The 12,362-nt window shown below is 74.3% G+C and carries 11 protein-coding genes and 1 tRNA gene; 5 read left to right on the top strand and 7 right to left on the bottom strand.

Translation table 11 applies throughout. The features are described 5' to 3' along the window. Positions 1-236 precede the first annotated feature (236 nt). Positions 237-1,286 (bottom strand): LLM class F420-dependent oxidoreductase, encoded by a 1,050-nt coding sequence (locus tag ACSNOH_RS02680; protein WP_436719581.1) that lies wholly within the window; start codon positions 1,284-1,286, stop codon positions 237-239. A gap of 157 nt (positions 1,287-1,443) precedes the next feature. Here ACSNOH_RS02680 and ACSNOH_RS02675 point away from each other — a divergent pair, with 157 nt between their 5' ends. Continuing rightward, positions 1,444-2,427, top strand: coding sequence for an aldo/keto reductase (locus tag ACSNOH_RS02675; protein ID WP_436719517.1), 984 nt, complete (start codon positions 1,444-1,446; stop codon positions 2,425-2,427). After that, positions 2,424-4,676 carry a helix-hairpin-helix domain-containing protein gene (locus ACSNOH_RS02670; protein ID WP_436719516.1) on the top strand — a complete coding sequence of 751 codons (2,253 nt, stop codon included), beginning with the start codon at positions 2,424-2,426 and terminating at the stop codon, positions 4,674-4,676. The genes ACSNOH_RS02675 and ACSNOH_RS02670 overlap by 4 nt, the downstream gene beginning before the upstream one ends. Positions 4,677-4,716: 40 nt before the next feature. On the opposite strand, the gene ACSNOH_RS02665 is transcribed toward ACSNOH_RS02670, so the two are convergent. After that, positions 4,717-5,532 carry a hypothetical protein gene (locus ACSNOH_RS02665; protein ID WP_436719515.1) on the bottom strand — a complete coding sequence of 272 codons (816 nt, stop codon included), beginning with the start codon at positions 5,530-5,532 and terminating at the stop codon, positions 4,717-4,719. A gap of 47 nt (positions 5,533-5,579) precedes the next feature. Between ACSNOH_RS02665 and ACSNOH_RS02660 the strand changes: the two genes are divergently transcribed. Further along, a complete protein-coding gene (locus ACSNOH_RS02660) occupies positions 5,580-5,768 on the top strand; it encodes a DUF5703 family protein (RefSeq protein WP_106678739.1) in 189 nt (62 codons plus the stop codon). A gap of 72 nt (positions 5,769-5,840) precedes the next feature. Here the strand turns inward: ACSNOH_RS02660 and ACSNOH_RS02655 are convergent, their stop codons facing one another. The 3 genes from ACSNOH_RS02655 to ACSNOH_RS02645 form a co-directional block, all read right to left on the bottom strand. After that, positions 5,841-6,776, bottom strand: a complete 936-nt coding sequence (locus ACSNOH_RS02655) for a chaplin (protein WP_436719514.1) — start codon at positions 6,774-6,776, stop codon at positions 5,841-5,843. A 156-nt stretch (positions 6,777-6,932) separates the two neighbouring features. Further along, positions 6,933-7,166, bottom strand: coding sequence for a chaplin (locus ACSNOH_RS02650; RefSeq protein ID WP_436719513.1), 234 nt, complete (start codon positions 7,164-7,166; stop codon positions 6,933-6,935). 141 nt (positions 7,167-7,307) lie between these two features. After that, positions 7,308-8,651 carry a M20/M25/M40 family metallo-hydrolase gene (locus tag ACSNOH_RS02645; RefSeq protein ID WP_436719512.1) on the bottom strand — a complete coding sequence of 448 codons (1,344 nt, stop codon included), beginning with the start codon at positions 8,649-8,651 and terminating at the stop codon, positions 7,308-7,310. A gap of 233 nt (positions 8,652-8,884) precedes the next feature. On the opposite strand from ACSNOH_RS02645, the gene ACSNOH_RS02640 reads away from it, so the two are divergent. After that, positions 8,885-8,969 (top strand) — tRNA-Leu (locus tag ACSNOH_RS02640). Between the two features lie 112 nt (positions 8,970-9,081). Continuing rightward, positions 9,082-9,492, top strand: a complete 411-nt coding sequence (locus ACSNOH_RS02635; protein WP_436719511.1) for a (2Fe-2S) ferredoxin domain-containing protein — start codon at positions 9,082-9,084, stop codon at positions 9,490-9,492. On the opposite strand, the gene ACSNOH_RS02630 is transcribed toward ACSNOH_RS02635, so the two are convergent. Then, a complete protein-coding gene (locus ACSNOH_RS02630; RefSeq protein WP_436719510.1) occupies positions 9,489-11,042 on the bottom strand; it encodes an APC family permease in 1,554 nt (517 codons plus the stop codon). The two genes, ACSNOH_RS02635 and ACSNOH_RS02630, sit on opposite strands and share 4 nt — an antisense overlap. An 85-nt stretch (positions 11,043-11,127) precedes the next feature. After that, on the bottom strand, positions 11,128-12,147 hold the full coding sequence (locus ACSNOH_RS02625) for a hypothetical protein (protein WP_436719509.1): 1,020 nt from the start codon (positions 12,145-12,147) through the stop codon (positions 11,128-11,130). Positions 12,148-12,362 lie beyond the last annotated feature (215 nt).

Below are 12,362 nucleotides of genomic sequence, written 5' to 3'. Positions count from 1 at the left end.
GGCCCACCTCCGTTCGCGGCGCACTGGGCGTACGTCCCGTGGAACCCGAGTCAAGTGCCCTGCGCGTGCAGCGGCAATCGGGGGCGGTGTCCGCTCGGCCGAATGCGCGATGCCGGAGGCGGTGCGAGGCGCGTAACCAGGCGCCCGTACGGGCGTTGTCTTCTGTACCGGCCGTGGCGGGGAAGGCCCCCGAGCCCCCACCACGGCCGCTGGTCCGCTCTCCTGCCTCTCTCCCGTTACGCCAGGCCCGCGCGCTCCAGGGCCTCGACGCCCGCCCGCAGGCTCGCGATCCGCTCGTCCAGCGTGAAGCCGGCCGGGGCGAGGGAGAGGGTGGTCACGCCGGCCTCGGCGTAGGCCTGCATGCGGTCGGCGATGCGGTCCACGGAGCCGATGAGCGTGGTTGCGTCGATCAGTTCCCGCGGCACGGCCGCGGCAGCGCCCGCCTTGTCCCCGGCCAGGTACTTCTCCTGGATCTCGGCGGCGGCCTTCCCGTAGCCCATGCGCTGCGCCAGCTTGTTGTAGAAGTTCTGCTTGGCGCTGCCCATGCCGCCGACGTAGAGGGCGGTGTACGGGCGGAAGAGGTCGGCCAGGCCGTCGATGTCGTCGCCGACGGCCATCGGGACGGTCGGGACGATGTCGAAGCCGTCGAGTTCCTTGCCGGCCTTCGCGCGGCCGGCGCGGAGCGCGCCGAGCGTGGTCTCCTCGGCGTGCTCGGGGGCGAAGAAGACGAGCAGCGCGCCGTCGGCGATCTCGCCGGTCTGCTCCAGGTTCTTCGGGCCGATGGCGGCGATGTACAGCGGGATGTGCTCGCGGACGGGGTGGACGGTGAGCTTGATCGGCTTGCCCGGGCCGTCGGGGAGCGGCAGGGTCCAGTGCGCGCCCTCGTGCGTGAGGCGCTCGCGCGACATGGCCTTGCGGATGATCTCCACGTACTCGCGGGTGCGCGCCAGGGGCTTGTCGAACCGCACGCCGTACCAGCCCTCGGACACCTGCGGGCCGGACACGCCGAGGCCGAGCCGGAAGCGGCCGCCGGAGAGCGAGTCGAGGGTGGCCGCGGTCATCGCCGTCATGCTGGGCGTCCGGGCGGGGATCTGGAAGATGCCCGAGCCGACGTCGATGCGCTCGGTCTGCGCGGCGACCCAGGACAGGACGGTGGCCGCGTCGGAGCCGTAGGCCTCGGCGGCCCAGCAGACCGCGTAGCCCAGCCGGTCCGCCTCGCGGGCGACGGCGAGGTTGTCGGCGTCCATCCCCGCGCCCCAGTAGCCGAGGTTGATCCCGAGCTTCATGCGGCTCACGCGACTCATGCGGGCTCCCCTTACTGATCAGTAACGTCGTTGTTCCGGGGACTGTAGCGCGCCGTCGCGGGGTACGTCACCGGTCGGCCGGTGGGGCGTTGTCCACAGGCGGCCACGGGGCGGGCCGCGGCCAGTAACCTCAGCGCTCATGGAACTGAGGCATCTCGGCCGTACGGGCCTGCGAGTGTCCCGGCTCGGGCTCGGCACGCTCACCTGGGGCCGGGACACCGACGGGGGCGACGCCGCGGAGCAGTTGAAGACGTTCTGGGAGGCCGGCGGCACGCTGGTCGACACGGCGGACGTGTACGCGGACGGCGCCGCCGAGCACCTCCTCGGACGGCTGATGGAGGATCTCGTGCCGCGCCGCGACCTGGTCATCGCGACCAAGTCCGGCAGCGTCCCCGACCCCGACCGGCGCTTCGACGGCTCGCGCGGCCACCTGCTCACCGCGCTCGACGCCTCCCTGGAGCGGCTCGGCACCGATTACGTGGACCTGTGGCAGATCCACGCCTTCGATCCGCACACGCCCGTCGAGGAGACCCTCCAGGCGATCGACATCGCCGTCACCAGCGGCCGCGCCCGCTACGCCGGCGTCTCCAACTTCTGCGGCTGGCAGCTCGCCCGCGCCGCCACGTGGCAGCTCGCCGCGCCCGGCGTGCGCACCCGGCTGGCAAGCACCCAGATGGAGTATTCGCTGCTGCAGCGCGGCATCGAGCGCGAGGTGCTGCCGGCCGCGCTGGACCTCGGGATCGGGGTGCTGCCCTCCTCCCCGCTCGGCCGCGGCGTCCTCACCGGCAAGTACCGCCACGCGACGCCCGCCGACTCCCGCGGCGCCTCCGAGCACCTGGCGCCCTTCGTCGCCCCGTATCTGGACGAGACGGCGAGCCGCGTGGTCGACGCCGTCGCCACCGCCGCGGACGGCCTCGCCACGACGGCCCTGAAGGTCGCCCTCGCCTGGGTCCGCGACCGCCCCGGCGTCGTCGCCCCGATCGTCGGCGCGCGCACGGCGCAGCAGCTGCGGACCACGCTGTCAGTGGAGAGCCTTACGCTTCCCGACGAGATCTGCCGGGCGCTGGACGATGTCTCGGCGCCCGTGCACCGCTATCCCGATCAGGACTGGAGCACCCTGTGAACACCGATCGCCGCGCCGGCGACGCCCCCGCCCCCACGGACGGCTCTCCGGAGCCGGACTCCGCTCCCGGGCAGGAGCCGGGCTCCCCCGGGCGCGACGGTGAGCCGGCGTCCGCGCCCGAGCCGGGCGCCGGGCCGGCCGCGGGCTCCGCTCCCGGCGGCGAGCCCGCCGCCGTCCCGCGCGGCAGCGCCGGGGAGCCCGGCGCAGCACAAGCGCAGGGTGCCGGCCCTGTACCGGGCGGCACGCAGTCTCCCGGCGAGGGGCCGGCCTCGCACGGCAGCGCCGAGCGCACCGACGGGCCGCAGGCCGCGCACCACGCACCGGGCGGCCCCGGTGAGCCGGGCCCGGAGGGCCGCGGCAGGAGCGCCGTCGCCGAGGCGCTCGCCGCGGCCGTGCGGGCCGTGGAGAGCGGTGAGCGGTCCGCGGCGTCGTTCTTCACGGAGGCACCGCGGCCCGCGCCCGCGCGCAAGGCCGCGCCCGCACGGCCGCCCCGCCAGGCGGCCCCCGCGCCCGCGCCCGCCGCGGCCCACCGCATCGATGCCGAAGGCCTCGCCGGCATCCGGCAGGTCCTCGCCGCGGGCGGCGCGCCCGAACAGCTCGCGGGCCCCGCCGCCGAAGCGCTGGGCGAGCAGGCCGCCGAGGCCCTTCGCGAGGATCCCTGGCGGCTGCTGGCCGTCCCGGGCGTACGGCCCGAGCAGGCGGACGGCTTCGCGCGGGCCCTGCTGGGCCCGGAGGCCGGCCCCGGGGACGAGCGCCGGGCCCTGGCCCTGACCGGGTGGCTCCTGGAGCGCGCCGCGCTCGAAGGGCACACGGTCCTGGAGGCGTCCGCCCTGACCGCGGCCCTCGCCCGGCACTCCGTCCCGGATCCGGACGAGGCGCTGCAGTCCGCCATCGCCGAGGGCACGGTCCTGGTGTTCCAGGAGGCCGTGGAGCCCGCGCCGGGCTCCACCGCGCCCGCGGGCGAGGACGAGGAGGTCCCGGTGCGCCTGCTCCTGGGCCTCGACCGCTATGCCATGGCCGAGGAGAGCCTCGCCGACGGCCTGGCCCGGCTGGTCAGCACGTTCACGGCCGGGTCCGGCGAGTGGGAGGAGGCGGCCGCCGCCGCACCCACGCCCTCCGCGGCGGAGCTGATCCGCGCCGCGGCGGGCGCGGGCCTCGTCACGCACAGCGGCGGCGAGGCGGCCCGCGCCGAGCCGGCCGCCCTCGTCGCGGCGGCCCGCTCCCTGGGCCTGCGCGCCTGCGCCGCCGCGCACACCGAGGACGGCCGCCGGCGCCTGGCGGCCTCGGGTGACCCGGAAGCGGTCACGGTGGCGGGCCTGCTGTCCGGCGCCGAGGGCCCCGGCCGGGACGAGGACGGCGCCCTCGCCCTCGACCTGCTGGCCGTCCTGGACGCCCCGCAGCTCGATGTCGAAACGGCCGCCGTGCTGGTGGAGTCACTTGCCGACGGCACCCGCCTGGTGCTCAGCGGCGACCCGGCCGTGCTGTGGTCCGCCGGCCCGGGCCGGGTGTTCGCGGACGTGGTGGCGGCCCGCGTCTGCCCGGCGGTGGTCTCGCGCACGCCGGACGAGGGGCCGGTGGGCGAGCTGGTCTCCGGGATCGGCGTCGGCGAGCTGACGCAGCCGGAGGCCCCCGGCAAGGAGGTCGTGATCGTCCCCGTGCGGGATCCGGGCGAGGCCGTGCACCGGACGGTGCAGCTGGTCGCCGATTCCATCCCGCGGGCCATCGGCGTGCCCGCCGCGGAGACCCAGGTGATCACCCCGGGCCACGGCGGCCCCGCCGGCACCCGCGCGCTGAACGCGGCGCTGAAGGAGCGGCTGAACCCCGGCCCCGGCCGCTTCGGCGGCTTCGACCCGGGCGACCGCGTGGCGTACGTGCCGGCGCCGGGCCGCATGATCCCGGGCACCGTGGCCGCCGCGGAGCCGGACGGCCTGCGGCTGGACTGCGGCGGCTCCTCCGTGCTCGTGCCACGGGAGCGCGTGGCCGCCACGGTCCGCCACGGCTGGGCCGTCACCGCCCACCAGGCGGCCGGCAACCGCTGGCCGGCCGCCGTGGTGGTCCTGCCCGGCGACGCGGCCCGCACGCTCACGCGTGCGTGGGTCTACACCGCCTTCGGCCGGGCCGAGCGGCACCTGTCCGTCGTGCACGGCGTGGACCAGGCCCTGCCCCGCGCGGTCGCGGAGGTCCCGGCCAAGGAGCGGACGACGCGGCTGCGGGCCCTGCTGCGGGCCCAGGAGCACACGGCGGGATGAGTGCGTCCGGGCCCGGGCGGGAGCCCGGGCCCGGGGCCGGTCAGCGCTTCGGGCGCGAAGCCGGCGCGCCGCCGCCTCTCTCCGGGGCGCCGCCCACCTCGTCGTCCGCATCGTCGTCCGCATCGACATCGGCATCGACATCGACGTCCAGGAGGTCGTCCCCGTCGTCCGCGTCATCCGCGTCGTCGATGTCATCGACCTCGTCGTCACCGTCGTCGTCCAGGTCCTGCTCCTCGTCGAAGACCGCGCTGACGTCGAAACGGCAGATCACCCGCTGCGGATCGGCCTGGTCGAAGGGGGCCGGCAGCCACTCCCCCGGCTCGGCGGGGTCCTCCGCCGCGGTGACCCAGAGCGTGGAGTCGCCCTCCTCCAGGCCGAACTCCTTGTGCCGCGAGGCGATCTCGTCCGGCTCGTACTCGCCGAAGATCACCCCGAGCGCGGCGTGCACGCTGCCACCCACATTGCCCACGGCGGCCGCGGCCGTCCCCGGCGGCGTGTCGACGTCGGGGTCGAGGTCGGCGACGCGCTGGGCCTGGGCGAGCAGCCGCTGCGGCTCGACCACGGCGTAGTCCCTGCGGATCAGGACGCTGAGCGCGCTCGGCTCCTCCGGCCCGGCGTAGGCGGGCAGGGTGTCGTCGCCGGGGATCTCGAAGGGCGTGACCTCGTCGTAGGTGTCGTAGAGCAGCTCGTCGTAGGCCTCGGCTGTCGCGGCCAGCTCGTTGAACGCGGCGTAGACGGCCGGGTCGTCCTCGCCCGACCGGCGTTCGACGGCGTCGAGGTGGCGGTCCAGAGCGGCTTTGACCGCCTCGGCGGCGGCGCGTACCTCGGCAGCGGATGGCTGCGCAGCATCAGACATAGTGCAGACGCTATCCGCACCGGGCCCGTTCCCGCACAATAGATGCGATGCCGGAATACGAATTCTGTGATGTGTATGTGCCACGGGGGGTCTCCCGGGGTGCCGCCACACGCCTGCTGACCGATCACGCCGAGTACGGACACTGGGAGTTGGACCGACTGCGCCTCTACCCCGACGGCAGCCGCAGGGTGCGGCTGCGCCGAAGGATCATCCGCCAGGTGCGCGCCACCTGGTGACCGCACAGACGGAGCGGGCCCCGCGCGGCGGGACCCGCTCCGTGCTGTCAGGCGCTGCTGCGAGCGGTCCGGTCAGTTCTGGCCGGCACGCGCGCGGCGGTAGATGACCGCGCCACCGAGCAGCAGACCGGCGCTGGCGGCGCCGGCCATGCCCAGCTGGCCCGCGCCGGTGTGCGCGAGCTCGACGGCCTTGGCGGCCGGGCCCGCGGGCGCGGCCTTGGCCGGGGCCGCCATCGGGGCGCCCTTGTGGGCGTCCTTCACCTGGGCGGCGGGGATGTGCGCGGCGTCGGCCTGCGCGGGCTTGTGCCCGGCGGGGGCGTGCTCGGCCGGCTTGTCCTTGCCCGGGGTCTCGTGGCCCGGCTTGTGACCGGCCGGCTTGTCGTGGTCCTTGGCCGGCGGCTTGTGGTCGCAGTCGTGCCCGCCGGGGTGGCCCGGGCGGGACGGCGGCTTGTGGGCCCCGTCGTGGTCACCGGGCTTGTGCGGGGGCTTGTGCCCGGGGTGACCCGGCCACTCGTGGTGGCCGCCGCCCGCGTTGACGCACTCGTTGCCGGTGGTGTGGTTGCCCACGCCGACGACGTTGACGCTGTTGCCGCAGGCGTTGACCGGCACGTCGACCGGCACCTGGACGGTGTTGCCCGAGGCCACGCCGGGCGAGTCGGAGGCGACGCCGTGGGCGCCGGATCCGCCGTGCCCGTGGTGGCCGCCGCCGTGACCCTGGCCGCCGTGGCCCTGACCACCGTGGTGACCGCCGCCGTGGTGGCCGCCGCCGTTGACGCACGTGTTGCCCGAGGCCGGGTTGAGCGCCCCGATGACATTCACGGTGTTGCCGCAGGCGTTGACCGGCACGTGCACCGGCACCTGGACGGTGTTGCCGGAGGCCACACCGGGCGAGTTGACCGAGTGGCCCGAGGCGCCCGAGGACGCCTGGGCGTAGCTGCCGGTCACGGCCGCGAGCACGCCGCTCGCCGCCGCTGCTGTGATCAGGCCCTTCTTGGTGACCTGTCGCATGAAGTCCTGCCTCTCTGCTTGCGCTATACGGATATGCGCCAGCAACAGGGACAAAAGTGCCCACTGCTCGCGCATCGAAAGCCCGGGCGGCTCCGGAGTGCTCGAATGTCACTCCGGAGCCGCCCATGTCAGCCCCTTACGGGTTGAGGCACGACGTCAGTCGTTGACGCAGACGTTGCCGAAGGTGGGGTTCAGCAGGCCCACGATGTTGATCGAGTTGCCGCAGGCGTTGACCGGGATGTGCACCGGGACCTGGATGACGTTGCCGGAGACCACGCCGGGCGAGTTCACGGCGGCCCCCTGGGCCTCTCCGTCCGCAGCGGCAAGGCCAGCACCCGCGAGCACGAGACCACCGGTAACGGCCGCGGAAGCGACGACCTTCTTGATCATGGATTCCTCCTTGTTGGCAATGCGGTCCCAGCCGCGGACCGCACACCTGTAACGACGAGGAGGTAATCGGGCTACGCAACCCTCAGATCATTCACTCGTTACGGTTAACTCGGCACAAAAATACGGAGTTTAGCCGCCGATTCAGCACTGATCGAGGAAACGGTCGAGAACCCGTGCGCCGAACTTCAGCCCCTCCAGGGGCACTCGTTCGTCAACGCCGTGGAACATGCCCGCGAAGTCCAGCTCCGGCGGCAGCTGCAGCGGCGCGAACCCGAAGCACCGGATCCCCAGGTCGTCGAACGACTTCGCGTCCGTACCGCCCGAGAGCATGTACGGGACGGCGCGCGCGATCGGGTCCTCCGCCTTCAGCGCCGACTGCATGGCGTCGACCAGCTTGCCGTCGAAGCTCGTCTCCAGCGCCTTGTCCGCGTGCACGTCCTCGCGCCGGACCCGCGGCCCCAGGATGCGGTCGAGGTCGGCGAGGAACTCCTCCTCGTACCCCGGCAGGAACCTTCCGTCCACGTGCGCCGTGGCCTGCCCCGGGATCACGTTGACCTTGTACCCGGCGCCGAGCATCGTCGGGGCCGCGGTGTTGCGCAGCGTGGTGCCGATCATCTTGGCGATGCCGCCGAGCTTGGCGAGCGTCGTCTCCATGTCCTCGGGGTCGAGCGGGGTGCCGAGCGCGTCCGAGAGCTCGTCGAGGAAGGACCGCACGGTCTTGGTCATCCGGACCGGGAACTCGTGCCGCCCGAGCCGGCCGACCGCCTCGCACAGCTCGGTGATCGCGTTGTCCTTGTTGGTCATCGAGCCGTGGCCCGCGGTGCCGTCGACCGTGAGCCGCATCCAGTGCATGCCCTTCTGGGCGGTCTCGATCAGATAGAGCCGCAGGTTCTCGTTGACCGTGAAGGAGAAGCCGCCGACCTCGCCGATCGCCTCCGTCACGCCCTCGAAGAGCCCGGGGTGCTTGTCGACCAGGTGCCGCGCGCCGTAGACGCCGCCGGCCTCCTCGTCCGCGAGGAAGGCGAGCACCACGTCGCGCGGGGGCTTGCGGCCGGTGCGCATGCGGTCGCGGACGACCGCGAGGGTCATCGCGTCCATGTCCTTCATGTCCACGGCGCCGCGGCCCCACAGGCACCCGTCCGCGATCTCGCCCGCGAAGGGGTGGTGGGTCCAGTCGGCGGCGTTGGCCGGCACGACGTCGGTGTGGCCGTGGATGAGCAGGGCGGGCCGGGAGGGGTCCTCGCCCTCGATCCGCGCCACGGTCGACGCGCGCCCCTTGTGGGACTCGAAGATCTGCGGTTCGAGCCCGACCTCGGCGAGCTTCTCCGCCACGTACTCGGCGGCGGCGCGCTCGCCGGGCCCGGAGTGGTCGCCGTAGTTGCTGGTGTCGATCCGGATCAGATCGCGGCAGAGGTCGACGACCTCGTCCTCGCCGCCCCTGCCGACGCTGCCCGCCCCGGTCCCGGCCGGCTTCGACTCGCTCACGCTGCCTCCTCGTGGTTCGCTGCCGCGGGCTGCCGGCTGGGCGGCCGTCCGCGGCGTGGGTCCTCGGCCATCCTCTCTCTCCGCCCGCCGCAGCCCAAGGCCGCAATACCGCCGACATCCGCCCGTCACAGGCCGCCGGGCGGCCCCACCGGGCAGGTGATCGAGCACCCCCGGATCTTTGGTATTGTTTTCCTCGTCGGAAGGGCCACGGCCCGGAAGGCGAAACACACCTGGTCCGGGTGGCGGAATGGCAGACGCGCTAGCTTGAGGTGCTAGTGCCCTTTATCGGGCGTGGGGGTTCAAGTCCCCCCTCGGACACCGGCGAGGAGCCCCAGCGATGCTGGGGCTCCTTTGTTTTGCCCCTATTACCCCTGTTTTTCCCGCTCCGTGCGCGGCCGGCCCCCGGCAGCCCGTGCGTATCATCTGGCGGATGATCACCAACCAGTCCCGGCGCGCGGCGCCGGCGGCCTCCTCCGCCCCCTGCCGCGTCACCGTCTGCCGCGGATGCTGCTGCGGCGACGCCCGGAAGGTGCCGGGGGTCGATCACGCCGGGCAGATCCCGCGGCTGCGGGCGGCGTTGGGCGGTGCCGCGCAGGTGCGGGCCTCCGAGTGCCTGGACGTGTGCGACCAGGCGAACGTGGTCGTCGTCCAGCCGTCGGCGGCGGGGCGCGCCGCCGGGGGCCGTCCCGTGTGGCTGGGGCTGGTCAACGACGACGACGCGCTCGCGGACATAGCCGCCTGGATCCGGGCCGGCGGGCCGGGGCTGGCGGAGCCGCCGGGCGTGCTGGACCTGTACGCGTTCACGGTCTCGCGGCGGGTGGGGAAGGCCGTGGAGGGCTAGTCCGCGGCCTTCCGGGTCCCCGGCTGTCCGCGCTCGGCCGCCGCGGCCGCCTTCTCCAGCTGGAACGCCTCGTTCCCCAGGCCGATGCTGCCGTGCACCGCGGGGCGCAGGTGCTTGAGGACGAGGCCGTAGCCGATGCCGGCGACGACGGCCGCGCCGATGGTGCCGGGCAGGATCCAGCGCAGGGGCGAGCCGGGGTCGGCGCCGAGGAGGACGTCGAAGTCCTTCACCGCGTACGCGGCGATGACGAGGAGGGCGGCGCCGGCGACGCCGGACGCGACGAGGCGGGGCGCCTGGGCCCGCGCGGCCCCGCGCCGTACGAAGAAGGCGATGACGGCGGCGGAGGCGGCGGCCATCAGCAGGATGACGCCGAGGGCGCCGACGTTCCCGCTCCAGGTGAACAGGCGCAGGACCGGCGCGGTGGGATCGCCCTGCGGGCGGCCGTCGGTCACCGCGAAGACGAGCACCGCGAGGAGCGAGACGCCGCTCTGCAGCAGGGATCCGTAGGCGGGGGCGCCGCTGGCGCGGGCGGTGCGGCCGACGGCGGCGGGCAGCAGGCCCTCGCGGCCCATGGCGAAGGCGTAGCGGGCGACGACGTTGTGGAAGCTGAGCATGGCGGCGAACATGCCGGTCACGTAGAAGAGGTGCATGACGTCGGTGAAGGTGCCGCCGAGCCGGTCCTCGGTGAGGCCGAAGAGGAGGTCCGGGCCCTGTTCCTGGGCGAGGCCGACGATGTGCCCGGGCCCGGCGGCGACGCTGAGCGCCCACGAGCTGAGGGCGAAGAAGAGGGCGACGAAGCCGACGGCGAGGAAGGTGACGCGGGCGACGACGACGTGGGGGCGGCTGGTCTCCTCGGCGTAGACGGCGGCCTGCTCGAAGCCGACGAAGGCGGCGATGGTGAAGCAGAGGGCGGTGCCGAGGCCGCCGCCGGCGAGGGTGGCGGGGTCGAAGGCGTGGAAGGAGACGCCCTCGGGGCCGGGGCTCGCGATGCCCGCGACGTCGAACGCGACGACCATCACGCACTCGATGAGCAGCAGCACGCCGAGGACCTTGGCGCTGAGGTCTATCTTCAGCCAGCCGAGGACGCCGACGACGAGGACGGCGGCCAGGGCGGGGACCCACCAGCCGACGGCGATGCCGAGGTGCTTGCCGAGCAGGCCGGAGAGCTCGTAGCCGAAGATGCCGTAGATGCCGAACTGCATGGGGCTGTAGGCGGCGAGGGCGACGACGGAGGCGGCCGCTCCGGCGGTGCCGCCGAGGCCGCGGGCGATGTAGGCGTAGAAGGCGCCGGCGTTGTGGACGTGACGGCTCATCTCGGCGTAGCCGAAGCTGAAGAGGGTCAGCACCACGCCGAGGATGACGAAGAGCAGGGGCTGTCCGACGATGGCCATCGTGCCGTACGTGGTGGGCATGACGCCGGCCGTCACCATGAGCGGCGCGCTGGCGGCGACCACCGACAGGAGCAGGCCGGCGAGTCCTATGCGGTCGGCGCGCAGGCGTCTCTCCTGGCCCTTGAACGTGCTGATCTCGCTCGTCGTGCCCGTCGTCATGGCGGGGTGGTCCTTCCCGTGGGGAGAGCGGGGACAGTGGGTGCGGGGACCGGCGGATGCCGGGCGGGGGCGGGCCGCCGGCGGGTCAGGCGGAGCCGAGGGCAGCGCGGCGCGCGTCCTGGAAGGCGGGGCCGGCGTCCCGGTCGGGGTAGGACCAGGGCTCGCGGGTGGCGTGCGGTCCTATGCGTGTGAGGAGGGCCGCCGCCTCGGCGAGCCGGCCCTCGTGGAGCTTGGCGTGGGCGAGGTAGTTGAGGTCGACCTTGCGCCGGGGGTGGGCGCTGCCGGGGGCGGCGTCGCCGCTCTCGCCGGGCTCGCCGCTCTCGCCGCTCTCGTCGGTGTCCCATTCGAGCCACCAGTCGAAGGCGGCCTTCATCACCTGGCGGGCGCGGCGGCTGGTCCAGTGGCCGGAGCGGGCGGGGTCGCGGGGTTCGAGGCCGGCGCGGGCGAGGACGCGGTAGCGCTCGGCGTGGGCGACGACGGGCAGGACGGCCAACGGCGAGTCGGCGGGGGCCTGTTCGGCGGCCCAGGAGGCGAAGTCGTAGACCTCGTGCAGGGGGTCGTCGCGGTCGCCGTCCTGGTGCTCGGCGAGGCAGGCGGCCATGAGGTGGTGGGCGTGGTGGTGGTCGCGGTGCCGGGCGCGGACCTGGTCGAAGGCGCGCACGCGCTCGTCGTCGGTGCCCGTGCGGCGGGCGAGGATGAGGACGGCGAGCCAGGGGGAGGGGTCCGTGGGGGCCATCCTGGCGGCCACCAGGCACGCGGCGCGGGCGGCGTCGGGGCTCTCCTTGCCGCCCACGGCGCGGAAGACGGTGGCGCAGGCGAGGAGGGCCGCGGCGTCGGGGCTGTCGGGCTCGGCGAGCTGCCACTCGCGGGCCCAGGCGAGGCTGGAGGGGCCTTCGGCGAGGACGACGAGGCGGTGGCCGCGGCGGTCCCAGTCGTCACCCGTCCGGGCGAGCAGCTGGCGGGCCTCGGTCCAGCGGCCGCGGGCGAGGGCGTCACGGACGGTGGCCAGCGCGTGGTCGTCGAGGGCGGGGTCGAAGGTCACTCCGTCCTTGGTGCGGGAGCGGGAGGCCCGGGCAGCCTTCCCCAGGGGGCGCGGGGGCGTCATCTGCGGGCTTCCTCCACGGCGTACGTCCCCTCCGGCCGCCTGGTCGGGGCGTCCGCATGCATCCACGTCAGTCACGCACAGCAAAGCGGTAGTCACTACTCCGAGTCAAGACCCGATCTTGGGGCTGACAGCTCATCAACTCACCAGGAGTCAGTTCCGGGTTACCGTGGTTCACTCCCCCGCACCGCCGGACCTGTGCACGTCACTCGCACGCC

The sequence above is a fragment of the Streptomyces sp. URMC 127 genome (assembly GCF_051386535.1).
In the GTDB taxonomy this organism is placed as follows: Bacteria; Actinomycetota; Actinomycetes; order Streptomycetales; family Streptomycetaceae; genus Streptomyces.
Note: the sequence above shows the minus strand (reverse complement) of the source record. Positions and strands in the feature narration are given on the sequence as shown.